Consider the following 22,984-nt stretch of genomic DNA (forward strand, 5'->3'; position numbering starts at 1 on the left):
TCGGTGGGAAGCGGGATCGTGGGGGTGGAGGGATCAGGGGGGAGGGATCAGGGGGTGGAGGCGAGGCGCGCGACGACGTGCAGACGGTCCGCGTCCGCCGTTCGGCCGGGCAACCGGCCCTCCCGCCACGGCGGTTCGGTGCGCGGGCCCGGCCCGTCGTGCAGTTCGAGCACCTCGAAGCCGCGTGCGGTCAGGAGGTGGCGCAGCTCCTGCGGGAACAACAACCGCCAGGCGGACCGCTGTTCGACGGGGGGAGCGCCGTCGTCCGAGGTCCAGACCCGGGTGCGGCGCAGCAGTTGGGCCGTGCGGTCCACGGTGAGGGTGGTGGTGGACCGGTAGGCGGTGCCCTGCCAGGTGAAGGCGTTGACGGCCGGGGTGCCGAGCAGGTCGGTACGGCCCAGGAAGTAGGCGCCGTTGCGCATCTCGGCGACCAGCAGTCCGCCGGGTGCCATTGCCCGGCGGCAGGAGGAGAGGAAGCCGTCGAGCTGGTCGTTGGTGTGGCAGTACAGCGGGGAGCTGTCCAGGCAGACGACCGCGTCGAAGGCCGCCCGGCCCAGGTCGAAGCCGTGCAGATCGGCCCGTACGTACGCCGGACCGGGATACCGGGCGCGGGCGTGGGCGAGCATTGCCTCGGAGAGGTCGGCGCCGGTCACCGTACGGCCGACGTGGTGCAGGTGGGCGGCGTCGCGTCCGGTGCCGCAACCCATGTCCAGGACCCGCGGTCCGGCCCCGTGGCGCCGCAGACAGTCCTCGGCCCAGCGTCCGGCCAGTCGTCCGGGATCGGGGAAGCGGGCCTCGTACAGCTCAGGATTGTCGGTGAGGAGGTTGGCGTTCGTCATGCGCTGCTCCTCTCACCCGCCGTGGCGGGAACCACGGCTTCGGGGTTCGGGGGCAGCGCCCCCGACCGGTGCAGCCGACGGACACCGGCCGCCGACACCAGACCGAACAGGGCACAGCACACCCACGGCAGCCACGCGTGACCGCCGCGCTCCCCGGTGTCCATGGCCCACCCGACGACGGTGTTGCCGACGGCGGCCGCGACGCCGGAGACGACGTAGAAGATCCCGAAGTACGTGCCGGTCAGTTCCGGTCGGCCGAAGCGTGGGATCAGCTCCATGACGAACGGCGAGGCCACCATGAGACCGAGGTAGAGGAGCAGCGCGCCGAGGAGGACGGGGACGGCGGCGCTCCAGCCGGAGGCGCCGAGCGCGGTTCCCATGGCGGGCGGCAGGAAGGCCAGACCGGTCAGGGCGAGTCCCACACTGATCCAACGGGCCCTGTCGCCACGTGACTTGAGCGTTTTGGTGATGCGCAGCTGAAGCGCGAGGTTGGCGAGCGTACCGACGAGGAAGACGAGACCGGCGGACCCGTCCCAGCCGGTCGCCTCCCGGGCCCCGGCCGGCAGCAGCAGATACAGCTGGTTCTCCAGGGTGAACATGCCGACCATGGCGAGCGCGAAGGCCAGGAAGGCCCGGTTGCCGAGCACCTCCCGCCAGTCCCCGAGGACACCGCCGCCGCTCGGCTCGACCTTCCGCGCCGGCAGGACGAGGGCCTGGGCGACGGTGAGGGCGGCGAAGACACCGGCGGCCGTGAGCGCCGACGTACGGAAGTCCACCAGCAGCAGGACACTGCCCAGCAGCGGCCCGATCAGCGCGCCCGTCGTGGCGAAGACGTTGAACAGTGCGAACGCCTCCGCCTTGCGTTCCCCGGCCTCCTGCGCCAGATACGCCCGCACCGCCGGGTTGAACAGCGCCCCGGCGAGTCCGCTGAGCACCGACGCGGCGAGCAGTACCGCCAGCCCGTCGCCGAGCGCGAACAGTCCGAACCCGACGGTCCGCAGGGCGCACCCGGCGATGATGACGCCCCGCGCGCCGAGCCGGTCCGAGGCGGAGCCGCCGATGATGAACAGACCCTGCTGACTGAGGTTGCGGACGCCCAGGACGATGCCGACGACGGCCGCCGACATGCCCAGGTTCTCGGTGAGGTGCGTGGCGAGGTAGGGGATCAGCAGGTAGAACCCGATGTTGACGCCGAGTTGGTTGACCAGCAGCAGGCGGACCGCGAACGGGAAGCGGCGTATCTCATGCCACGTCTGCACGGCTTGTCTCCCCCGTCTCGTGGGTCGCGCGGAGCCGAACTCCCAGCCCGGGCAGGTCGGTCGTCCGTACGACGCCGTCGGTGCCGCCGATGCCGGTCCACGGGTCGTCGGCGAGCAGGAGGTGTCCGTCGAGGTCCACCCAGCGGGCGCGGTCGGCGAGGTGGACGGCCGGGGCGAGGCCGAGGCTGCTCGCGGTGAGGCAGCCGAGCATCAACTCGGTCCCGGTGCCCTCGATCAGCGCCGCGATCCGCAGCGCCGCGTGGACACCGCCGCACTTGGCGAGCTTGACGTTGACCCCGTGCACCCGTCCCGCCAGCCGCCGGACGTCCTCCAGCCCCACGGCGTCCTCGTCGGCGACGACCGGCAGCGGAGAGCGCTCGGCCAGGGCGGCCAGCGCCTCCGGGTCTCCCGGGGCGACGGGCTGTTCGACCGCCTCCACGCCCAGCTCCGCGAAGCGCGGCAGCAGTGCGTCCGCCTGCGCGGGTGTCCAGGCGCCGTTGGGGTCGAGCAGGAGCCGGACCCCGGGTGCGGCGTCGCGGACGGCCCGTACGCGTGCGACGTCGCTCTCGGGGTCGGGCGCTCCGGCCTTGACCTTGACGACCTCGAAGCCGCTCGCGGCGAGGCGGCGCGCCGCGGCCGCGGCCCGGGCCGGCGAGGTGATGCCGATGGTCCGGGCGGTCGCGGCCGCCGGCGCGCTCGGCGCACCCAGCAGACGGTGCACCGGGGTCCTGGCCCGCTTGCCGACGAGATCGAGGAGTGCGGAGTCGACGGCGGCGGTCACGGCCGGGGGAACCTCGGTGGAACCGGACGGTTCGCTGCTCCGCAGGGCCTCCAGGGCGCTCTCCGGATCGGGGAACGGCCGCAGTCTTGAGGCGGCGTCCATGAGGAGGCGGCCCAGGGTGGCGGCGTCGAGGCCGTAGTAGACGCTGGTGACGGCCTCACCGTGGCCCTGGAGCCCGTCGTCGTCCTGCACGGTGAGCCACACCGCGTCACGCGCGGACATGATGGAGCGGGAGATGCGCAGCGGCTCGGTGAGTTCGAGGCGTACGGTGCGCTGGGTTGCCTTCACAGTCTCTCTTCCGAATGGGGGACCCCGAGTGGGTCGACGACCCTGCCGCACCGCACCCAGCCGACGGCCTCGGCCGCGCGGGGATGGGGGATCTCGACGGGCCGCGCGGCGGCGGAGGCCGGGTCGAGGCCGTGGGTGGTGGCGAAGTCGTCGTCGAAGACGCTGCCGAGGTAGCGGTGCGGGCCGTCCGGGAAGACGGTGGCGACGACGGCGCCCGGGTGGACGCGGGCCGCCCAGGCGGCGACGAGCGCGACCGCGCCGGTGCTCCAGCCGCCGCTGACGAAGCTGCCGCGGGCGAGCCGGCGACAGCTGTCGACGGCCTCCGCCGGGCCGACCCAGTGCACCTCGTCGAAGGCGTCGTAGGCGACGTTGCGCGGATGGATGCTGCTGCCGAGGCCGCGCATCAGCCTCGGCCGGGCCGGCTGGCCGAAGATCGTCGACCCGGTGGAGTCGACGCCGATGAGGCGCAGCGCGGGCCAGTGCCGGCGCAGCGGGCCGATGATGCCCGCGCTGTGGCCGCCGGTGCCGACGCTGCACACCAGGACGTCCAAGTGATCCAGCTGCACGGCGAGTTCGGCGGCGAGCGAGGCGTAGCCGGCGGTGTTGTCGGGGTTGTTGTACTGATCGGGCCAGTACGCCCCCGGCAGCTCGCCGAGCAGCTCCCGCAGCCGCGCGAGGCGCGCCGCCTGCCAGCCGCCCCGAGCTGCCGGGCGGTCCACCAGCTCCAGCCGTACGCCGTGCGAGCGCAGCAACTGCCGCATGGACGGCTCCAGTTCGCTGTCACCGACCAGCACGACCGGATGGCCGAGGGCCTGCCCGGCGAAGGCGAGCCCGATGCCCAGCGTGCCGGACGTCGACTCCACCACCGGTGCGCCGGGCCGCAGCTCTCCGCGCTCCCGGGCCCCCAGCACCATGGACACGGCGGCCCGCGCCTTCATCCCGCCCGCCGCGAGCCCTTCCAGCTTGGCCCAGAACCCCGGCTGCGGACCGGGCAGATCCGCGGTGATGCGCGCCAGCGGTGTCCGTCCGACGAGGGACAGCAGCTCGGGTCGGGCGACGGTACGCAGAACGGTCGACGACGTCACCGGCCCACTCCTGGCGCGAGAGCGGCCGTCGTCACGACTGGCGAACCGACCGGCGAACCGGCTGCCGGATCGACTGGTGAACCGGCTGTCGGGCCGGCCACCGGATCGGCTGTCCGGCCGCCCGCCGGATCGGCTGTCGGACGGACCGTCGGATCAACTGCCGGGCGGGCCGCCGGATCGACTGCCGGTGCGGAGTGCGCGTCGTCCCGGCGGTAGCGGTGCAGCGTGCCCGCGCCCGCGTCCAGCCAGAAGAAGGGATACGGCTCCGCGCACACCGCGCTCACGCCGTGCCCGAGGAACCGGGGCAGCACCGCACTGCCGGTCTGCGCGAACATCACCAGCTGCTTGCCGTACGACAGAGCGTGTCGCCGCAACGGCTCGAAGGAGCCGTTGCTCAAGGTCATCCCGGAGACCAGCAGCGCGTCACAGCGCTCGGCAGCGTCGGGCGCATCGGTGACGACCTCCTCGCCCCACTCCGTGATTCCGCCCTTCAGATCGCACGGCACATAGCGGAGCCCCTGTGAACGCAGCGCTTCCAGAAGGGAGTTGACGACCCCGACCACCAGCACGATCGCGCCCGGCGGCAGGTCGAGCAGTTCGACGACGGCCCGCGCCCGGGCCCGCGACTTCTCCAGCGACGTACCGGCCGGGAGGGCGAACGGTCGTGCCCCGTTCTCGGGGGTGTGCGGGCGGACATGCATCAGATAGGCGTCCAGCGCGGCCACCCGCACCGGCAGTAGCGGATGGTCCAGGAGCCGGGCGACATCGGCGCCGACACAGTCGTCGATCGCCGCGTCCGGCAGGGTGCCGGGCTCGACCGCGCAGGACCCCACGGCCCCGGCGAGACGCAGACTGAGCACCTCGTTGCGGTAGCCGGTGCCCCGCCCGTCGTGCCGCACGGCCTGCCGGGTCACGAACGCCACCGCGATGCGCAGCGTCGCGGGATCCGGGCCCAGCCGACCGGCCCGGGCCCGCTCCAGCAGCTCTTCGTACGTGACCGTCGGCTCTTCGTACGTGACCGTCCCGGCCACCGGCGCGACGGCGCTCACCGGATCACCAGCCCGGCGCTCAACTCGCCCAACAGCGCCTCGACATGTCCGCGCGCGCCCAGCCCGGCCGGGTCGCCCACCATGACATGGCCGAGGTACTCGTTGTTGCTGCCGGCCGACTTGACCTGCCGACCCGGCTCGGCGAGCTGAACCTCCAGCACGTTCTCCGCGTCGGCGAGCTCCCCGCCGTCCAGGGCTGCGAGGGTGCCCGAGGTATCCGGGACGAGGAAGCCGACGGCCGCGCTGCGCAGGCCGGTCTCCCGCCGCCGCAGGTCGGGTTCGCGGCCGAGGGCGACCTCCACGGCGGCCGCGGCGAGGTCGACGCCGGTGACGTGGCGCACCAGTTCGGTGATGCGGTTCCCGGCGGGCCGTGGGTTCACCTCGACCACACGCGGACCGTCCGGGGTCAGCTTGATCTCGGTGTGGGCGACGACGCCGTCGGTCAGCCCGAGCGCCTTGAGCGCGCCCAGCGCGGTCTGTTCGGCCGCCTCGGTGTCGGCGCCCGACAGCGCGGCGGGGAACATGTGCCCGGTCTCGATGAAGGCGGGTGCCCCGCCGATGCTCTTGTCGGTCACGCCCACGACGTGCACCGCTCCCGCGTGGGACACGGTCTCGACGCTCACCTCGAATCCGGTCAGCAGCTCTTCGAGGAGGACGGCGGGCGCCCGGCGCTGCCCGCGCGCGTTCAGCGGGAAGTCGGCCAACGACCTCACTGCCGAGGCGAGTTCGGTCTCGTCGTCCACTCTCCGCACATACATGCCCGCGCACAGGTCGACGGGTTTGACGACCAGCGGATAGCCGATCTCCCGTGCCGCGCGGGCGAGGTCGGCCCACTCCTCGTGGAGGGCGAAGCGGGGTCCGGGCACTCCGGCGTCGGCGAGGACCCGGCGGGTGGCGTCCTTGCGGCAGGCGTCCGCGACGGCCTGCGGGCCGGGGCCGGGGAGTCCGAGGTGCCCGGCGATACGGGCCACCGTCGGCAGGTAGTAGTCGCAGGACGAGATCACCCCGTCGAAGCCGAACACCGTGTGCAGGCGTTCCGTCTCCGGCAGGAGGGTGCCGAGGTCGTTGGTCTCGGCCGTGATCACGTTGCGTGCGCCCAGCAGCGGGTGGGCCGTGCCCTCGGGGGCCGAGCGCAGGTAGTGGTGCAGGTCGCGGGTGAGGAAGGTGAACTCGTGCCCGCCCTCCCGGATGGCCCGTGGGAGCAGCCTGCTCATCGATCCGACCCAGCTCTCGACCACCAACAGATGAGCCACAGCTCCCCTTTTCGTGCGGTGCGTTCAGGCGTCAGGGCAGCCCGACGGCACCTCGACAAGGAGGCGCCCGGCCGCTTGACATGTGCACCTTATCGATAATCGTTTTCATTGTCATGAGGGGGTCGTGGAGGAGGCGGAGACGGGACGGAGGCCGGTCCGCGGCCTAACCGATCTGGACCACGCGGGCCCAGTCGGGCGGTGAGTCCGGTACGTAGTCGGGGTCGTCCTCGTCCCATGTGGTGCGTGGGTGGTGCCGGGGAAACAGGCCGACCACCGTCCGGCACGGTGGCCGGGAGCCGGGCCAGGGTGTCTGGCCGTCGGTGAGGACCACGACTACATCGGGCTTGGGGTGGCTGCGGAGCGCCTTGGCGAACCCCGCGCGCAGGTTCGTCCCGCCGCCGCCCAGCAGCGGGATGCCCTCCGCCCGGCACAGCGGGTGGGCGATCCGGGCCGCCGCGTCGCACGGGACGACGGTGACGAGGTCGCGGCGGCCTCCCACGGCCCGGGAGATCGCCGCGACCTCCAGCAGCGCGCTGCCCAGTTCCGCGTCACTGACCGACCCCGAGGTGTCGATGATCACGGAGACATGGGGCGGGCGGCGTCGCAGGCTCGGCAGCACCGTGCCCGGCACACCGGCGGAGCGCCGCGACGGCCGGCCGTAGCTGTAGTCCTCACCGGCGCCGGGCGCGGAGGCGGCTGACCGGACCGCCGCACCGAGCAACGCCCGCCACGGCTGCGGTGGATGGAACGCCTCCTCCGCCCAGCGCCGCCAGCCCTCGGGCGCGGAACCCGGACGGCCCGTGATGCCCTGGGCCACCCGGAACCGGACCGCGTCCCGTTCCTGCTCGCTCAGGCCGTGCGCCCCGTCCGGGCCCAGCTCCCACTCCCGCTCCAGACCGTCGGCGCCGCTGCCGCAGTCCAGCCACGCCAACTCCATGGTGCGGGGGCCCAGTTGGAACTGCCGCAGATAGTCCTCCATCAACTGCCCCGTGGGCAGCTTGAGGGACGCCGGCTCCACGGCCCCCTCGGGTTTGACCAGTCCGTCGCCGAACACGTCGTCGTTGATCTCGCAGTCGGCTGCGATGTTCATCCTCAGTCGCTCCCCGGGGCCGGTCAACTCCCGCTCCCTGGCGACCCGGTCGCTGCGCCCGTGATGGTCCCGCAGCAGATGTGACACCTCATGGACCCACACCCCGGCCAGCTCCTCGACCGGCGTACGGTCCACGAAGCTCGGGGAGACATAGCACCGCCAGTGCCGGTCCACGGCCATCGTGGGCACCCGCCGGGACTCGACGGTGTGCAGCGCGAACAACGCCGTCGCCAGATACGGCCGGGCCCGCGCCGCCTGGAGCCGGGCCGTGAAGAGCTTGTCGAGGTCGAGGGCGCTGTCGGTGTCCGTGCTCATCGGCGGACCTTCGTCGCCGTCTTCGCGCGGGCCGCCGCCTCGTCCGCGCGCCGGGAGAGCGTGACGACTCCGGCGAGGTTCTCGATCGCCGTCGGAACGTCCCAGTCGTCGCGGCGCAGCGAGGCCAGGGTGGTGGCGGGGACGACCACCAGATCCGGCGCCCCCGTCTCCAACGCCCGGACCAGCAGCGCCCACGCCGCGTCCCAGCGGGCCCTGTCCGGCCGCGACCGGACCGCCGCCACCACCCCGTCGAGCACCGCCTGCCGCAGATCCCCCCGTTGGGGCAGCTCCTCCGCCGTGGGGTCGGCGAGCAGCACCTCCGGATCGGGCAGGTCCAGCCGGTCCAGGCCGGCCAGCAGCTCCAGCCCCGGGCCGTCGCCCACGGTTCCCCTGACCAGGAGGGACAGCACGTCGCGCGAGACACCGGAGGCGGTCGCGAAGGCGATCAGACGCAGCGTCATCTCCCAGCTGCGCGGCGACGGCCAGGGGCCGCCGCGTCGGCTCTCGCTGTTGGGCAGTTGATGCACGAGCTTGGGGCGCGCGGCCAGCAGCGTGCACACCGCGCGCCGGGCGAAGTCCACCGCCTCCGCCAGCCGCTCGGGCGCCAGCCGCGGCAGGGTGGCCCGGGGCCAGGTGCCCCCGAGCCCTCGTACGACGACCTCGTGGTCGTGCGTCCACTGCAGGTGCACGAACCGGTTGGCCAGCGGCGGGCTCAGCTCCCAGCCGTCGGCCGCCGAGGACCTGGGGTTGGCGGCGGCCACGATCCGCACGTCGGGCGGCAGCTGGAGTGCGCCGATCCTGCGCTCCAGCACCAGCCGCAGCAGCGCGGCCTGGACGGCGGGCGGCGCCGTCGACAGCTCGTCCAGGAACAGCAGCCCCCGGCCGGCCCGTACCAGCCGCACCGCCCAGTCCGGCGGAGCCATCGGGACACCCTGTTCGGCCGGGTCGTCTCCCACGATCGGCAGGCCCGAGAAGTCGGACGGCTCGTGCACGCTGGCGATCACGGTCGTCAGCGGAAGATCCAGGGAGGCCGCGAGCTGTGTCAGCGCCGCGGTCTTGCCGATGCCCGGCTCGCCCCACAGCAGTACGGGAAGATCCGCGGCGACGGCCAGGGTCAGCGCCTCCAGCTGGATGTCGGGGCGCGGTTCGGTGGTCGTGGTCCGCAGCATGGTCAACAGGTCTGCGGCCACGTCGAGTGGGGAGAGCGGGTCGGCGTCGGAGGGCATGGCGAACGGGGTGCGTGTGGGCATGTGTGATCACCTTGGGGTGTAGTGGGGTGGGGTCGAACGCGCGCGAGGCGCGCGGTCAGAAGAAGGTCGCCGTGCGGGGGCGCCGCTGACGGGACGGGCGACGGCCGAGGTTGCGGCGGACCCGGCCGGGGAGGGGTTCGGCGAGACCGGCCCGGTAGAGGCCGTAGGCGATGCGTCGGCGCGCGGCGGACTCCAACTCGTCCCGCAGCGGGCCGTCGCGCAGGACCGCGTCGGGGCCCAGGAGCCCTTCGACGACCGCCAGCGCACCGGCGACGTCCCCGTGGTCCAGGCGCTCGCGCACGCCGGACAGACAGTCCGGGCGACGATGCGCCTCGTCGATGGCCCGCAGACAGGGGAGCGGGGTACCGGTCAGCGCGACCAGCAGTTCCTCGCGCCGGAGTTCGGCCTGGTCATGGTCGAGGGCCACCAGCACGCCGTCGACCAGACCGATCCGGTGGCGCTCTCCCCGGCACTCCACGATCCGCGGCTGCCCCGCCCGGTCCGGCGCCTCGGCGTGCGCCGACGGCAGGTGATCCGGCACCAGTGCCGACGCGACCAGCGGATGCAACCGCTCGACGTCGATCGCACCGGCACGGATCAGCTCCAGGTCGGGCAGTCTCCAGGTCGCGGCGTCGGGCAGCACCGGCAGCGCGCCGAGGGCACCGTCGTCGCCGGACACGGCCGTGAACCGCGGCGCGGGTGGCCGGGAGCCGTCGTCCGCGTCCGGGTGGGCGTCCTCGGCCGGGCCCCGGCCCATGAGGGCGTCCGGGCCCAGCTCCAGCAGGAGCCGCCGTCGGACACCGCACCGTACGAGAACGGAGCCGGTGGACCGCCCCTCGGCGCGCAGCACGATCGCCGCCTCCTCCGCCCACCGCTCGACGGCACAACCGTGCTCCGCCGCCCATGCCCTCAACTCGTCGGACGCCGCCGTCGCCGGCGGCAGCGCAGGGTGCGAGTGCGGATACAGGTGCGGGTGCGGGTCCGGCGGTGGTGGCCCGTCGACGGCCGGCCGATCCGCTCCCGAACGGCTCCGCAGCTCGGCGGCCCTGCGCGCGTCCCAGAGATGCCGGTGCAGATCGAACCGGTGGCGACGGCTGGGCCGTGGATGCGGATGGCCACGGGCGTCGGACCCGGAGCCCTCCCACAACGCGAGACCGATCCGCTGGCCGGCGTCCGCCCAGGCCGGCGGAGTGCGGGCCACGAGATGCAGGGGTCCGGCACCCCCCGCCGCCCGGTACCGGGCCAGGGTGAGGGTCAGGCCCGGGCGCAGCAGACCGTCGGGGGCGATCCTCGGCATGTGCCAACGCAGCAGGTCGGGTGCCAAGTGCCGCAGATCCGCACGGACTCGGGACGCCAGTTCCGATCCGTGGCGGCCGGCCAGGGAACGCAGGTCGAAGTCGATGTCGACGGCTGCGGCGGCACATGCCCCGGCCCAGTCGCCGACGGCACGACGGGCGGTCGCAGTCTCGATCATGGAGGGTGGCACGGCGAACTCGCGCACGCGCGACCAGAAGGAAAGCCGGGGATCCCCGTTCGCGACATCGGTGAGCATCAGCACTCACCTTGCGCGGACGGGACCCCCATTCTGCTGAGGGAATGAGTAGTCATCGCGGGGATCGTAACGCCGCCCGTCTCGCTCCCGCACCTGTTTTTCGACCTGGTGCACGCGCTCACCCCCGACGCTCTGGACGGGCCACCGCACGCGCCCCGCCGCGTGGACGCCTCGAACCGCCCCAGTGGTGCGGGCCAGGGCACCGGCGTACGGTCGAACAGTGAACGCGGTGGTGGACGCGACCGTTCACCTCACCCTGCCTTTGCGACACGTCATGAGCGATCCGCAGCCGATCTCCCCCGCGCGGACCACCACCTCGGAAGCAGGTGGTGGTGGGAGTGCGATGGCGTTGTTCGTCATCGCGTCGTGTCAGTTGATGGTGGTGCTGGACATCACCATCGTGAACATCGCGCTGCCGGACATCCAGCGGTCGCTGGGCTTCTCGACGACGAGCCTGGCGTGGGTGGTCAACGCCTACACGCTGACGTTCGGTGGGCTGTTGCTGCTGGGCGGACGAGTCGGCGACATCCTCGGCCGGCGGCGGGTGTTCGTCTTCGGCGTGCTGCTGTTCGTGCTGGCCTCACTGCTCGGCGGTCTCGCCCAGAACGAGGCTCAACTCCTCGCCGCCCGCGCCCTCCAGGGCGTCGGCGGTGCCATCGCGTCCCCGACGGCCCTGGCGCTGATCAGTACGACGTTCCGCGAAGGCCCCGAACGCAACCGCGCGTTCGGGGTGTTCGCTGCGGTCTCGGCGGGCGGCGGCGCGATCGGTCTGCTCGCGGGCGGCATCCTCGTGGAGTGGCTGAACTGGCGGTGGGTGTTGTTCGTCAACGTGCCGATCGGACTGCTGATCGCGCTGGCGACGCCCCGCTGGATCAAGGAGTCCGAACGGCACCCGGGCCACTTCGACATCACCGGCGCGCTCACCTCGACGCTGGGCATGGTGCTCCTGGTGTACGGCTTCATCCGGGCCGCGCAGGAGGGCTGGCGGGACGGACTGACGCTGGCGTCGTTCGTCGGCGCCGCCGTGCTGCTCGCGGTGTTCGTCCTGGTGGAGCGGCGGTCCCGGCAGCCGATCACCCCCCTGCACATGTTCGCCGACCGCAACCGCGCCGGCACGTACGGGATCATGCTGTGCCTGGCCGCCGCGATCTTCGGCATGTTCTTCTTCCTGACGCTCTTCACCCAGAACGTCCTGAACTTCAGCCCCCTGGCCACGGGCTTCGCGTTCCTGCCGGTCAGCGCGGTCATCGCGATCGGCGCGGGACTGACCTCACGGTTCCTGCCCGTGTTCGGGCCCAAGCCGTTCATGGTGGTGGGCGCGGTCCTGGCGGCGGCGGGCCTGGGATGGCTCACCCTGACCGACGTCCACTCCACCTACGCCGGCAGCGTGCTCGGCCCGATGCTCGTCTTCAGCCTGGGCATGGGCATGGAGTTCGTCGCACTGACCCTGATGGCGCTCTCCGACGTCACCCCCGCGGAGACCGGCGCGGCCTCCGGGCTCCTCAACGCCACCCAGCAGGTCGGCGGTTCGCTCGGCCTCTCCATCCTCGTCACGATGTACGGCACGGCCAGCACCGACGAGGCGGAGAAGCAGGTCCCGGACTTCCTCTCCCAGGCGACCCCGGCCGAGCGCCTGGAGTTCCGGCGGACCGGGGAGCTTCCGCCGCCCTGGGCCGACGAGGTGCTCACCGCGGGTGTCTCGGCCGCCTTCGTGATGGCTGCCGTCTTCACCGTGATCGCGGCCCTGATCGCCGTACTGGCCATCCAGGTCAGGCCCTCCGACCTGGAGCGGCTGCAGGGCGGGACGGGCACCGGCGCGCCACCCGGCTGAGGCGCGGCGCGCCGACGTACGTCAACTCGCCGTGCAGGAAACTCCGTTGAGGGTGAACGCGGTCGGTGCCGGGTTGGTGGAGCCGCGGGTCGCCGTGAAGCCGAGAGTCACCGAACCCGCCGCGGGGATGTTCGCGGTGTACGAGGCGGCGGTGACGGTCACGTCCGCGCCGGCCTGGGTCGCCGTACCACCCCACAGGTGGGAGACGCGCTGGCCGCCGGCGAAGGTCCAGCGGAGGGTCCAGCCGTCGATCGCCGAGGTTCCGGTGTTGCGCAGGACGAGTTCGCCCTGGAAGCCGCCGGACCACTCGCCCGTCACCCGGTAGCCGACGGCGCAGGCCGCCGTGGAACCGCCCGAGGCCGTCGTGAGAGTCACCGTTCCCGAGCGGGGCGAGCGGTTGCCGGCCGCGTCGCGGGCGTAGACGGCGAAGGTGTACGAGGTGGCGGGCGTCAGACCCGTGAGCGTGGTGGAGGTGTCTGCCGTGGTCGTCGCGCCGGACTCGCCGGTGCCGTTGACGCGGACCACGTCATAGCCGGTGACACCGGTCGCGTCGGTGGCGGCGGCCCAGGTCAGGGTCGCCGACGAGGAGGTCACCCCGGAGGCGGTCGGGGTGCCGGGCGCGGTCGGGGGAGTGGTGTCGCCGCCGGAGGCCGAGTAGATCGCGGCCTCCTTCGCCGTGGCGGCGATGCCGTTCGCGCCGTTGAAGAGGCGTTGCCCCCAGCCGGTCAGCTGGTTCGGGTCGAAGCCGGTGACCATGTCCAGATACTCGACGCCGCCGCCGTTGCCGCTCCAGGACCAGCCGAGGTAGCCGATGCCGAGCCGCTGCGCGGTGGCGAGGATGGCGTCCTCGTCGGGGTTGCCGTCGGAGTGGTCGTGCCCGAACTCGCCCACCACCAGGGGGAGTTTCGCGGCGACGAACCGGTTGAGGTAGTCGCTCACCTCGGCCGCCGTGTCGAAGACGCCGTACATGTGGATGGAGAAGACCGTGTTGGCGTCCGGGTCGGCGGCGAAGACCGACGCGGCGTTGTCGCGCATCGTGAACGCCCAGTCCTGGCCCCAGTTGGGGGCGTCGACCATGAGGGTGTGGTCGAAGCCGGCGGTGCGCAGCCGCTGGATCGCCGCCTTGGTGTCGGCCGTCCAGCCCGCGTAGTCGTTGTTGCCGTACGGCTCGTTGCCGAGGTTGACGATGACATGATCCTCCTGGCCGGTGAGTGCGCTCCGCACACCGATCCAGTAGTCGGCGGCCCGCGCGAGCGTGACGGCCCCGCTCTGCTCGCCGTATCCCGTCGTGTCGTGCACCTCCAGGACACAGATGAGCCGATTGCGCTTGCACTGCGCCACGACGTTCGCCACGTCGGCGGTGTCGTTGCGGGTCCACCGGTCACCGCTGGAGAGGACCACCCGCACCGTGTTGGCGCCCTTGGCCTTGATGTGGGCCAGTGCGCCGATCTGGTTCGGGTACCAGGTGTGGGCGTGGTTCACGCCCCGCATCACGAAGTCGTTGCCCGACCGCTCCAGCAGCCGACCGTTCTCGACCCGGAATCCGGCGGGGGCCGCCGGTGCCGCCTGCGCCGGAGGGCCGAAGGCGAACAGGGGGAGCAGCAGGCCGAGGAGGGCCGCGGCGAGTGCGGCGACGTGTGGGGGGCGTGGGCGGGCCGGGGTGCGCGTACGGGATCTCATGGCGGCTCCAGCGAAGGGGGTGAGGGGGTGCCTGGGGAGTGCGGGACGGGGACGAGCGGACTGTGGCGGCGGAGGGGAGGCGAGCGGTGCCGTGGGCTGCACCGCCCGCCGGAATCCCTCGTCGGGTGGCCGGCGGATCGGGCTCTCCGTCCCCGCCGGCCCACCGTCACGAGGAGGCGGCCCGGGCCGTGCAGCCGACCGTCGCCGACGGCGTCCCGGCCGTCGTGGACGTCGTGGCGACGAACCCGAACGTGGTGCTCGCGCCCGGCGCGAGCGTGCCGTTCCACGAGGCGTGGGTGACCGTGGCCGTACCGTCGGCCGCCGTGGTCGAGGTCCCGTTCCAGACCTGGGTGAGCCGGGCCCCGGCGGCCGGGACGACGGTCACGGTCCACCCCGCGACGGTCGCCGCGGACGTGTTGGTGACGGTCACCTCGCCCTGGTAGCCGCCCTGCCAGACGTTGGTGGCCCGGAAGGCCGCGGAGCACGTCCGACCGCCACCCGGATCGCCCGGGTCCCCGGGATCACCCGGTACCCCCGCGTCCAGCACCGCGCTCAGCGCCGGATACCAGCGGGCGGCGATCCGTTCGTCCCCGGCCGCGTTCGGATGCACCCCGTCGTAGGTGTGGGTCTCCGTACTGAACCCCGTCCACTGGTCCACCACGGTCACGGGTGAGTCGGGGGTGCTCGTCGTCCGGGCCCAGTCGGGGATCCGCGCGTTGAAGTCGACGACGCGCTGTGCGCAGCCTGTGCAGCCATCGGGGTTCATGGGGATGAGTTGCGCGACCAGGATCCGCATGTGCGGGTTGGAGGCCCGCATCTGTCCGACCAGCTTCGTGTACGCGGCGAGGATGCGGTCCGGTGCGATGCTGCTCCACACGTCGTTCGTGCCGAAGTGCATGACAACGATGTCCGGAAGCGTCGCGGCCAGTCGGCCGGGCAGCAGGTCCTGGTCGGCGACCTGGGTCACCAACTCGCCGCCGTGGCCCTCGTTGTCGCCGTCGTGGGCCTGCCCGCAGCCCTGCGTGCCGAGGGTGCCGACGAAGTCGATGTCCGTGTGACCGGTGTTCTGCAGACGGTTCCAGAGCACGGCTCGCCAGCAGCCGGGCGAGCCGGTGATCGAGTCGCCGAGCGGCATGACGCGGACGGGAGCCGCGGCCGTGCCGGCCGCGGCGGAGGCGACCGGCGCGAACGTCGGTCCGGAGCAGAGGAACAGGGCGGCCAGCAGGCCGAGGAGCGGCAGATGCCGTAAGGGGGAGTGGCGGGTGCTGCGCATGGTGGTCCCTTCCCTGGTGAGATGGGAGCGCTCCCAGCCGAACATGCCACTGTTGTCATTGACGCGTCAAGGTGGTGGACGTGACCTCTCGATCGTTCATGGACGGGAACAGATATCACGTGCATGGATATTGACGTGCTCGGGACAAGCATCCTAGCTTCCGGGTTGGAAAGCGCTTTCCCCTCACGCCTGTCCGGGAGACGACCCATGCGTCCACAGCGATTCACCGCCTGCGTAGGCCTGTTGAGCGTCCTGGCGGGCGGGCTCCTCGCCCTGTCCGCCCCCGCCGCCCACGCCGCCACCAGCCTCTACGTGGCGACCAACGGCAATGACGGCAACGCCGGCACCCTGGCGGCACCACTGCGGACCGTGCAGCGCGCCGTGGACCTGGCGCAGGCGGGCGACTCGATCCTCATCCGGGGCGGGACGTACGCCCCGAGCAGCAACATCCAGCTGCTCAAGAGCGGTACGGCGAGTCAGCCGATCAGGATGGGCAACTACCACGGCGAACGGGTCGTCATCGACGGCGAGGGCATGCCGTACACGCCCGGCGCGGTGGGCTCCAGCATCCCGCGGGCCCAGCGGGGCGCGATCCACATCGAGGGGGAGCACTGGCGACTGAGCGGTCTGGAGATCGTCAACGGGCCGTACGGGATCTTCGGAGTCGACACCGGCGGCAATGTCTTCGAGCGGCTGGTCACCCGGAACAACTACGAGTCCGGGGTGCACATCCAGGGTGCGTCGAGCGGCAACCAGTTCATCAACCTGGACAGCCACGGCAACCGCGATCCGCGCAAGAACGGGGAGAGCGCCGACGGCCTGGCCATCAAGGAGGGCTCCGGGACAGGGAACGTGGTGCGCGGTGCCCGGTTGTGGAACAACTCCGACGACGGGCTGGACTTCTGGGAGTTCCTCTCCCCGGTAACGGTCGAGGGGAGCGTCGCGTACGCCAACGGTTACAACCGCTGGAACCTCCCGAACTACACCGGTGACGGCAACGGTTTCAAGCTGGGCGGCGGCGGTGACGAGGACCTGCCCGCGGCCCATGTGGTGCGGGGCGCCATGGCCTGGGACAACTCCGCCGGTGGTTTCATCGACAACGCCAACCCGGGCGCGCTGGTCGCCGAGCGTTGCACCGCGTGGCGCAACAAGGGCACCGGGTTCGACTTCGCCGACGCCGACGGCACGCTGACGAAGAACCTCTCGGTGGCCAACGGCACGAACGTCTCGCTGGGTGCGAATTCCGGTGGCAGCGGCAACTCCTGGAATCTTGGGGGTAGTTGGTCCTTCGTGAGCACCGACGCGGCTACGATCACCGGGCCCAGGGCGGCCGACGGCTCGATCCCGGCCTCGACCTTCCTGCGGCCCTCGAACGGCGCGGACGTCGGGGCGCGACTCTGACGGGTTCGCGCATCGCGGAACCTCGAGGAGGGGGTGGCGCGCGGCGCCGGTCCTCGGGGCGATCCGCCGGAGGCCGGCTGCCGCACGGCTTTGGGGGCGGCCTCACGACACCCGCCGCTCACACACCCGAACAGTCGGTGGCTGATGTGCGACCCCTGGCGGCCACCGCGAGGGGTGGGCAGCGCGGCCCGTCCCCCAACGGATGTTGCTCGCAAGTGGCGCGGCAGGCAATGTTCGCCCGTTGAGGAGCGGCGTCGTGGGGGTACCTCCCGGTCGAGCGCAGCCGAGACTGGGGGAGCGTGCTCTCGGCGTGCCGGCCGGAAGTCCTCGTACTGGACGTACTCGCGCTTCGGCCGGTGCGGCGGTGGGGGCCCCTCCCGCTCGGGCGAAGCCGAGAGTGGGGGAGCGTGCCGGGCGTCGCGACGGGGCGAACGTCGCCCGTCGCGGCACCAGGTGGACAGAGGTCAGGCCGCCTGTGGCTGCAGGTAGCGGGCGAGCAGGTCGTCCAGGCTGACCATGCCGGTGAGGCGGCCGGTGTCGTCGCAGACGAGTGCGAGTGTGGCGCGGTGCCTGCGGAGCAGGTCGATCGCCTCGGCGACCGTGGCGTCCGAGGTGAGCTCCGGTACGGGCCGGGCCAGGGCGCGGGCGGTGACGGTACGGCCCTGAGCGCGGGCGACCAGCGCGTCGCGGGCGTGGACCGAGCCGAGGACGGCGCCGCCCTCGCGGACCAGGAGCCGGGTGCGGTCGTGGTCGGCGGCGGTGCGCAGGATGTCGTCGAGGCCGGCGTGGCCGTCGACCGCGGTGATCTCGGCGGCCGGGACCTGGAGGTCGCCCACGGGTGTCTGCGGTTCGGTCAGGGAGCGGGTGATCAGCTCGGAGTCGGTCTCGCTGATCAGGCCGAGCCGCTGCGACTCCTCGACGAGATGCGTGAGCTGCTCGCGGTTGTGGACGGAGGCCAGCTCGTCGCGCGGGGTGATCCGACACAGCCGTACGAGGGCGTTGCTGATCTGGTCGAGCAGCCAGATCAGCGGCCGTACCGCCTTCACCACGCCCCTGAAGAGCGGGGAGAGCAGCATCGCGGAGCGCTCGGGGTGGGCGATGGCCCAGGACTTGGGGGCCATCTCGCCGAGGACCATGTGCAGGAACACCACGACGGCCATGGCGAACGCGAAGGCCACCGCGTAGCTGAGCGCGCTGGGCAGGCCCAGGTCATGCAGCAGCGGGTCGAGTTCGTGCGAGATGGCGGGCTTGGACACGGAGCCCAGGCCCAGGGTGCACACGGTGATGCCGAGCTGGGCGCCGGCCAGCATCAGCGACAGCTCGCGCATGCCCGCGAGGGCCGCCTTGGCGCCGCGTCGGCCCTCGGCCGCGGCCTTCTCCATGCGGTGCCGCTTGGCGGCGACCAGCGCGAACTCGGCGGCGACGAAGAAGGCACTGCCGATCAACAGGAGCACGGTGACGAAGAGTGCCATCGGGAAACTCATGCCTTCTCCTCCGCACGTTCGGTCACGACCATCCGCTCGATGCGCACCCGTTGCGGCACGTGCCGGTCCAGCGTGCGTACGTCGATCATCACGTGGCCCGCGTCGGACAGTTCGACGGTGAGCCGGTCGCCGATGGCCGGGAACCGGCCGAGGCGGTCCACGATCAGGCCGGCCACCGTGTCGTAGTCCTCCTCCTCGGGCAGCTCGATGCCGGTCGACTCGGCCACCTCGTCCAGGCGGCGCCCGGCGTCCACCAGCCAGCCCTCGCCGTCGGCGACAGCGATCTCGGTGACGGCGTCGGACTCGTCGGCGATGTCGCCCACCAGTTCCTCGGCGATGTCCTCATAGGTCACGATCCCCGCGACCCCGCCGTGCTCGTCCAGGACGACCGCGAACTCGTCGTCCGCCTCCCGCATCCGGTCGACGGCGTCGGGCAGCGGCAGCGTGTCCGGCAGCAGCAGCGGGCGGCGGGCGAGTGCGCCCACAGCGGTGCCGGCGAGGCGGTCGGCAGGCAGGTGCGTCAGTTCGCGCACCCCCAGGACGCCCGCGATGTCGTCGGGGTGGTCGCCGAGGACCGGATAGTTGGAGTGGCCGTGGCGGGCGATCAGGTCGACCGCCTCGGCGGCCGTGGCGTCCTTGCGGACGAAGACGGCGCCCGCGCGCGGCACCATCACCTCGTCCAGCGTCCGGTCGGAGAACTCCAGGGCGTGGTCGAGGAGGTCGGCGGTGTCCTTGGGCAGCTGGCCGTGCTCGTGGGACTCGCCGATCAGGTGGCCGAGCTCCTCCAGGGTCGCGCCGTGGTGCAGTTCCTCGACGGGCTCGATGCCCACCTTGCGCAGCAGCCGGCCGGCCGCGCCGTCGAAGACGTGGACGACCGGACCGACGACCTTCAGATACGCGAGGGTGGAGGCGGCCAGCGACTTCGCCAGCCGCTCCGGGACGGCGATGGCGAGGTTCTTCGGGGCCAGCTCGCCCAGCACCATCTGCACGACCGTGGCCCCGACGAAGGCGAGGCCGACGGAAATGCCCGAGACGGCTCCTTCCGGGGTGCCGATGCCGGTCAGGGCGGGCTTGAGCAGCGCGGACACGGACGGCTCGGCGATGAAGCCGACGACCAGGCCCGTGACGGTGATGCCCAGCTGGGCGCCGGACAGCATGAACGACAGCCGCTCCAGCACCTTCAACGCGCGGGCGGCCCTCAGGTCGCCGGCCTCGGCCTCGCGGGCGAGCGCGAGCCGGTCGGCGGAGACGTACGCGAATTCCTGCGCGACGAAGTAGCCGGTGCCGGCGGTGAGGACGAAGACGGCCAGCAGGCCGAGAACAGCGTTCGCGGCACTCATCGCGCACCACCCCGCCGCGTGCCGTGCTCAAGAAAGGTCTGGCGGGGTGGTCGGGGACTGTGCCCCGGAGAGTCCGTCGATCTGGCGGACACGGGCTTGCTCCTTCGGTGCGTGTGCAATGCGTGAACGATTGTGTTGGAGTGGCGCTTTGCGGCCTCTACGCAGGCCCGACGGACGGACACCACGGCCGCCACGTCCACGGTCCGCCGGTCACGCGGCGGACGGTGCCGGGCCGACCAGCTCGGACAGGACGTCCTCCATGGTGACGAAGCCGATGACCGTGCCCGTCTCGCCGGTGACCGCTGCCAGGTGGCTGCCGACGGCGCGCAGGGCGGTGAGGGTGTCGTCCAGCGGGGTGTCGATGCGGACCCGGGTGACCGGGTGCAGGGCGCTGCCCGGGAAGGGCCGGTCGCGGTCGGTGAGGCCGAGGGTGTCCTTGATGTGGAGGTAGCCCAGCAGGGCTCCGTTCGGGCCGGTGACCGGGAAGCGGGAGTAGCCGGCCTCGGCCGCCGTCCGCTCCAGCCGGGCCGGGGTGATGGTGTGGTCGACCGTGTGCATCCGCTGCGCGGGGACGAGGATCTCGCCGACCGGGCGGGTGCCCAGTTCCAGTGCGTCGCGCAGCCGCTCTCCGTCGGCAGGCGAAAGCAGGCCCGCCTCGCTGGAGTCGAGGACCATGCGGGCGAGCTGGTCGTCGGTGAAGACGGCCTCCACCTCGTTCTTCGGCTCCACCCTGAGCAGCTTCAGCAGGGCGTTGGCGAAGGCGTTGATACCGAAGACGACCGGCCTGAGCGTCTGGGTGAGGGCCACCAGGGGCGGCCCCAGCAGCAGCGCGGTGGGGACCGGCGCGGCGAGCGCGATGTTCTTCGGGATCATCTCGCCGATCAGCATGTGCAGGTACGTCGCCAGGCTGAGCGCGATGACGAACGCGATCGGATGCACCAGGCCGTGCGGGATGTGGGCCGCCTCGAAAGCGGGCTCCAGCAGATGGGCGATGGCCGGTTCGGCGACCGCGCCGAGCACCAGCGAGGAGACGGTGATGCCGAACTGGGCAGTGGCCATCAGCGCCGAGAGGTGCTCCAGGCCCCACAACGTCATCCGGGCCCGCTTGTCACCCTCCTTCGCCCGCGGCTCGATCTGTCCGCGACGCACGGAGATCAGGGCGAACTCCCCGCCCACGAAGAAGGCGTTGGTCAGCAGGGTCAGGGCACCGATGGTGAGTTGCAGTACGGTCATCGGGACTCCTCCGCCGCCTGGACCGGCATCCGGACCGGCGCGGTGATGCGGACGCGGCCGGCGCGGTGGTGATCGACGTCGAGGACATGAAGTCGCCAGCCGTCGTCGAGGTCGAGGTCGTCGCCCTTGGCCGGGATGCGCGCGAGGCGGGTGGCGACCAGCCCGGCCACGGTCTCGTACGGGCCCTCCGGCGCCGTCAACCCTATCCGGGCCAGCTCGTCGATGCGGACCGAGCCGTCCGCCTCCCACACCGCACGCCCGTCCCCCGTCCTCGCCGCGGGCAGCAGATCGGGGACCTCGACGGGGTCGTGCTCGTCACGGACCTCGCCGACGACCTCCTCGACGATGTCCTCCACCGTCGCCACCCCCGCGGTACCGCCGTACTCGTCGATGACCACGGCCATCGTGCGCGTCTCGCGCAGCCGCTCCAGCAGCCGGTCGGCGGTGAGGCTGTCCGGCACCAGCAGCGGGGCGGTGGCCAGCTCGGTCACCGGAGTGAGGGCCCGCTTCTCCGGTTCCAGGGCGAGCACGTCGCGGATGTGGACGGTGCCGATGACCTCGTCCAGGCTGTCGCGGTAGACAGGGAAGCGGGACAGGCCGGTGGCGTACGTCAGGTTCGCCGCGTCGGCCGCCGTGGCGTGGGCCTCCAGCGCCCGGACGTCGACCCGCGGGGTCATCACGTTCTCGGCCGTGAGCTCACTCAGGTGCAGGGTGCGCACGAACAGCTCGGCGGAGTCCGCCTCCAGGGCACCTTCGGCTGCCGAGTGCTGGGCGAGCGCGACCAGTTCCTCGGGCCCGCGGGCGGAAGCCAGCTCCTCGGCCGGCTCCAGGCCGAAGCGCCGGACGAACCGGTTCGCGGTGCTGTTCAGGTGCCGGATGAACGGCCCGAAGGCGGCCGTGAAGCCGCGCTGCGGGCCCGCGACCACCTTGGCGACCGCCAGCGGCCGGGAGATCGCCCAGTTCTTCGGCACCAGTTCGCCCACCACCATCAGGACCACGGTGGAGACGGCCACGCCCAGCACGGTCGCCACGGACGACGCGGCGCCGCCCAGGCCGACCGCCTGAAGCGGGCCGCGCAGCAGCGCGGCGAGGGACGGCTCGGCGAGCATGCCGATCACCAGCGAGGTGACGGTGATGCCCAGCTGGGCACCGGAGAGCTGGAGAGTCAGACGCCGTACGGCCTTCAGCGCGCCCTCGGCGCCGCGCTCGCCCGCCTCGGTGGCACGCTCCAGCTCACCGCGCTCGACGGTGGTCAGCGAGAACTCGGCCGCGACGAACACCGCGCAGGCCAGCGTCAGCAGCAGAGCGAGCAGGAGCAGCACGATCTCGGTCACCGTGACACCCCCGCTCCCTCATTCACATGGGTCAGGCGGGGCGTGGCACGGCTGGTACTGGGAGGCTCACCCATCGGGGGACCGTCGCTCCTTCTCAAGACGTGTGGGATGACAGTGGGGGAAGCAGGATTGCCTGCTTCTACACCAACTGTAAAGGAGCCGCAAAGAACCTCACCCGGCCAGGGCCTCCGGTTTCAGGCGTTCCGGGTGGCGCACCCTCCGGCCGCGCCGAGCCTGAGTATCGCCCTCCGGCCGGCACAGGAACCAGTTTTCGGCCTTTCCCGCCGCGTCCGCGCGGACAGTGCCCTTCCCCGCTCCCGGCAGCTCTATACTTCTACACGTTTGTAGAAGGTCCGAGCGTGAGCCGGGCCCCGCACGCATGCACGTTGGGAGACGACACGTATGGCTTCGATCGACCTGGACGAGGTGCTGGACAAGGCATGGACGGACAAGAGCCTGCCCGAGATCCTGGCGGCCCCGGTCGGGGCGCTGAAGGGGGTCTCGGACCGTGACGGCGAGTTACTTCAGGAGGCGTTCGGGGTCAAGAGCATCGCGGACCTGGCCGAGTTGAAGTACGTCCGCTGGGCGCAGGCGCTCGCCGCTCTCGACACGGCAAGGTAACCGGCCCCCGAACTGCCGTGGTGCAG

The 22,984-nt window shown here is 72.2% G+C and carries 17 protein-coding genes and 1 pseudogene; 3 read left to right on the forward strand and 15 right to left on the reverse strand.

Features of this window, described 5'->3' with window-relative positions:
- Positions 1-47: 47 nt before the first annotated feature.
- From K1J60_RS40525 to K1J60_RS40565, 9 genes and pseudogenes are all read right to left on the reverse strand, one after another.
- The gene (locus K1J60_RS40525) at positions 48-839 is read right to left on the reverse strand and encodes a class I SAM-dependent DNA methyltransferase (RefSeq protein ID WP_220650565.1); all 792 of its coding nucleotides are present in this window, start codon (positions 837-839) and stop codon (positions 48-50) included.
- Positions 836-2,098 (reverse strand): MFS transporter, encoded by a 1,263-nt coding sequence (locus K1J60_RS40530; RefSeq protein ID WP_220650566.1) that lies wholly within the window; start codon positions 2,096-2,098, stop codon positions 836-838. The genes K1J60_RS40525 and K1J60_RS40530 overlap by 4 nt, the downstream gene beginning before the upstream one ends.
- Positions 2,082-3,167: a mandelate racemase/muconate lactonizing enzyme family protein gene (locus tag K1J60_RS40535; RefSeq protein ID WP_220650567.1), complete on the reverse strand. Its 1,086-nt coding sequence runs from the start codon at positions 3,165-3,167 to the stop codon at positions 2,082-2,084. Before K1J60_RS40535 ends, K1J60_RS40530 begins: the two co-directional genes overlap by 17 nt.
- Positions 3,164-4,252 (reverse strand): PLP-dependent cysteine synthase family protein, encoded by a 1,089-nt coding sequence (locus K1J60_RS40540; RefSeq protein WP_220650568.1) that lies wholly within the window; start codon positions 4,250-4,252, stop codon positions 3,164-3,166. The genes K1J60_RS40535 and K1J60_RS40540 overlap by 4 nt, the downstream gene beginning before the upstream one ends.
- Before the next feature lie 203 nt (positions 4,253-4,455).
- A pseudogene (locus K1J60_RS40545) lies at positions 4,456-5,301 on the reverse strand (Rossmann-like domain-containing protein); the annotation flags it as partial.
- Complete coding sequence (locus tag K1J60_RS40550) at positions 5,298-6,554, reverse strand: ATP-grasp domain-containing protein (protein WP_220650570.1); 1,257 nt, start codon at positions 6,552-6,554, stop codon at positions 5,298-5,300. The pseudogene K1J60_RS40545 and the gene K1J60_RS40550, both read right to left, overlap by 4 nt.
- 163 nt (positions 6,555-6,717) lie before the next feature.
- Complete coding sequence (locus tag K1J60_RS40555) at positions 6,718-7,959, reverse strand: vWA domain-containing protein (protein ID WP_220650571.1); 1,242 nt, start codon at positions 7,957-7,959, stop codon at positions 6,718-6,720.
- Entirely contained in the window at positions 7,956-9,209 is a 1,254-nt protein-coding gene (locus tag K1J60_RS40560) for an AAA family ATPase (protein WP_220650572.1), read from the reverse strand. Before K1J60_RS40560 ends, K1J60_RS40555 begins: the two co-directional genes overlap by 4 nt.
- A gap of 55 nt (positions 9,210-9,264) precedes the next feature.
- Positions 9,265-10,761, reverse strand: a complete 1,497-nt coding sequence (locus K1J60_RS40565; RefSeq protein WP_220650573.1) for a hypothetical protein — start codon at positions 10,759-10,761, stop codon at positions 9,265-9,267.
- 343 nt (positions 10,762-11,104) lie between these two features.
- Between K1J60_RS40565 and K1J60_RS40570 the strand changes: the two genes are divergently transcribed.
- Positions 11,105-12,592 (forward strand): MFS transporter, encoded by a 1,488-nt coding sequence (locus tag K1J60_RS40570; RefSeq protein WP_220651928.1) that lies wholly within the window; start codon positions 11,105-11,107, stop codon positions 12,590-12,592.
- A gap of 21 nt (positions 12,593-12,613) precedes the next feature.
- On the opposite strand, the gene K1J60_RS40575 is transcribed toward K1J60_RS40570, so the two are convergent.
- Together K1J60_RS40575 and K1J60_RS40580 are read right to left on the reverse strand one after the other, a co-directional pair.
- Positions 12,614-14,272 carry a cellulase family glycosylhydrolase gene (locus K1J60_RS40575; RefSeq protein WP_220650574.1) on the reverse strand — a complete coding sequence of 553 codons (1,659 nt, stop codon included), beginning with the start codon at positions 14,270-14,272 and terminating at the stop codon, positions 12,614-12,616.
- Positions 14,273-14,438: 166 nt separating this feature from the next.
- Entirely contained in the window at positions 14,439-15,545 is a 1,107-nt protein-coding gene (locus K1J60_RS40580; RefSeq protein WP_220650575.1) for a GDSL-type esterase/lipase family protein, read from the reverse strand.
- A gap of 207 nt (positions 15,546-15,752) precedes the next feature.
- On the opposite strand from K1J60_RS40580, the gene K1J60_RS40585 reads away from it, so the two are divergent.
- Positions 15,753-16,946, forward strand: a complete 1,194-nt coding sequence (locus K1J60_RS40585; protein ID WP_220650576.1) for a right-handed parallel beta-helix repeat-containing protein — start codon at positions 15,753-15,755, stop codon at positions 16,944-16,946.
- Between the two features lie 464 nt (positions 16,947-17,410).
- On the opposite strand, the gene K1J60_RS40590 is transcribed toward K1J60_RS40585, so the two are convergent.
- From K1J60_RS40590 to K1J60_RS40605, 4 genes are all read right to left on the reverse strand, one after another.
- Complete coding sequence (locus K1J60_RS40590; RefSeq protein WP_220650577.1) at positions 17,411-18,430, reverse strand: hemolysin family protein; 1,020 nt, start codon at positions 18,428-18,430, stop codon at positions 17,411-17,413.
- On the reverse strand, positions 18,427-19,770 hold the full coding sequence (locus K1J60_RS40595) for a hemolysin family protein (protein WP_220650578.1): 1,344 nt from the start codon (positions 19,768-19,770) through the stop codon (positions 18,427-18,429). The genes K1J60_RS40590 and K1J60_RS40595 overlap by 4 nt, the downstream gene beginning before the upstream one ends.
- Before the next feature lie 210 nt (positions 19,771-19,980).
- Positions 19,981-21,003 carry a hemolysin family protein gene (locus K1J60_RS40600; RefSeq protein WP_220650579.1) on the reverse strand — a complete coding sequence of 341 codons (1,023 nt, stop codon included), beginning with the start codon at positions 21,001-21,003 and terminating at the stop codon, positions 19,981-19,983.
- Positions 21,000-22,337 (reverse strand): hemolysin family protein, encoded by a 1,338-nt coding sequence (locus K1J60_RS40605; RefSeq protein ID WP_220650580.1) that lies wholly within the window; start codon positions 22,335-22,337, stop codon positions 21,000-21,002. Before K1J60_RS40605 ends, K1J60_RS40600 begins: the two co-directional genes overlap by 4 nt.
- Positions 22,338-22,739: 402 nt before the next feature.
- On the opposite strand from K1J60_RS40605, the gene K1J60_RS40610 reads away from it, so the two are divergent.
- A complete protein-coding gene (locus K1J60_RS40610; protein ID WP_220650581.1) occupies positions 22,740-22,958 on the forward strand; it encodes a hypothetical protein in 219 nt (72 codons plus the stop codon).
- Positions 22,959-22,984: the final 26 nt, after the last annotated feature.

The organism is Streptomyces akebiae (assembly GCF_019599145.1).
Taxonomy (GTDB): domain Bacteria; phylum Actinomycetota; class Actinomycetes; order Streptomycetales; family Streptomycetaceae; genus Streptomyces; species Streptomyces akebiae.

What these genes read in the sequence shown, in the direction of transcription:
- K1J60_RS40525 (WP_220650565.1), bottom strand. Translation starts at nt 839, where the DNA reads ATGACGAACGCCAACCTCCTCACCGACAATCCTGAGCTGTACGAGGCC.
- K1J60_RS40555 (WP_220650571.1), bottom strand. Translation starts at nt 7,959, where the DNA reads ATGAGCACGGACACCGACAGCGCCCTCGACCTCGACAAGCTCTTCACG.
- K1J60_RS40560 (WP_220650572.1), bottom strand. Translation starts at nt 9,209, where the DNA reads ATGCCCACACGCACCCCGTTCGCCATGCCCTCCGACGCCGACCCGCTC.
- K1J60_RS40565 (WP_220650573.1), bottom strand. Translation starts at nt 10,761, where the DNA reads ATGCTCACCGATGTCGCGAACGGGGATCCCCGGCTTTCCTTCTGGTCG.
- K1J60_RS40570 (WP_220651928.1), top strand. Translation starts at nt 11,105, where the DNA reads ATGGCGTTGTTCGTCATCGCGTCGTGTCAGTTGATGGTGGTGCTGGAC.
- K1J60_RS40575 (WP_220650574.1), bottom strand. Translation starts at nt 14,272, where the DNA reads ATGAGATCCCGTACGCGCACCCCGGCCCGCCCACGCCCCCCACACGTC.
- K1J60_RS40580 (WP_220650575.1), bottom strand. Translation starts at nt 15,545, where the DNA reads ATGCGCAGCACCCGCCACTCCCCCTTACGGCATCTGCCGCTCCTCGGC.
- K1J60_RS40585 (WP_220650576.1), top strand. Translation starts at nt 15,753, where the DNA reads ATGCGTCCACAGCGATTCACCGCCTGCGTAGGCCTGTTGAGCGTCCTG.
- K1J60_RS40590 (WP_220650577.1), bottom strand. Translation starts at nt 18,430, where the DNA reads ATGAGTTTCCCGATGGCACTCTTCGTCACCGTGCTCCTGTTGATCGGC.
- K1J60_RS40595 (WP_220650578.1), bottom strand. Translation starts at nt 19,770, where the DNA reads ATGAGTGCCGCGAACGCTGTTCTCGGCCTGCTGGCCGTCTTCGTCCTC.
- K1J60_RS40600 (WP_220650579.1), bottom strand. Translation starts at nt 21,003, where the DNA reads ATGACCGTACTGCAACTCACCATCGGTGCCCTGACCCTGCTGACCAAC.
- K1J60_RS40610 (WP_220650581.1), top strand. Translation starts at nt 22,740, where the DNA reads ATGGCTTCGATCGACCTGGACGAGGTGCTGGACAAGGCATGGACGGAC.